Here is a 515-nt window from a genome sequence, read left to right as displayed (position 1 = left end):
TGATGGTGACACCGTAGCAGTCGAAATACCGTTCGAGATATGAGAAGCCAAAGCGAGTAAGTCTGTCTTCGTAGGTGACGAGAATGCGCCCATAGTCGGCTTCTTGTACGTCATCAAGGAGCGAGTCGAGTCCATGACGGTCTTCGTTGAGGCCACTGCCAACGTCGGTGTATGTATTTTCAACGCTCCAGCCGTGGTCGTGAGCGTAGTCTGTGAGTCGCTCAAGTTGGCGGTCGAGATCGCCGTTACCTTTCTGCCCGTGACTGGAGACGCGAGCGTAGAGTACAACACGGTCTGTCGGACGAGTATCGCCAGCAAGTTGGCGAAGTTCTCGATGTGGTATTCGTCGTTCACCGCCGGGTGTTCGGGTGTAGTCGAGATCGTCGTTGCGACACCACCGTTTGACGGTCTGTGGGTGGACACCGAGCTCGTCCGCGAACTCGCCAATCGAGTACGACCGCGGCATTCTGATGTTACTGGTTACTACTGGTAGATACTTATAGGTACTGAATTCT

General features: G+C 54.2%; 1 protein-coding gene. It reads right to left on the bottom strand.

The annotated features are described in order from the left end of the window. Nucleotides 1–466, bottom strand: a 466-nt coding sequence (locus tag BBD46_RS16480) for an IS607 family transposase (protein ID WP_071402783.1), incomplete at its 3' end; no start/stop codon positions are given. Between the last annotated feature and the right edge of the window lie 49 nt (nucleotides 467–515).

The organism is Natrialba sp. SSL1, assembly GCF_001861355.1.
Classification (GTDB): Archaea; Halobacteriota; Halobacteria; order Halobacteriales; family Natrialbaceae; genus Natrialba.
Note: the sequence above shows the minus strand (reverse complement) of the source record. Positions and strands in the feature narration are given on the sequence as shown.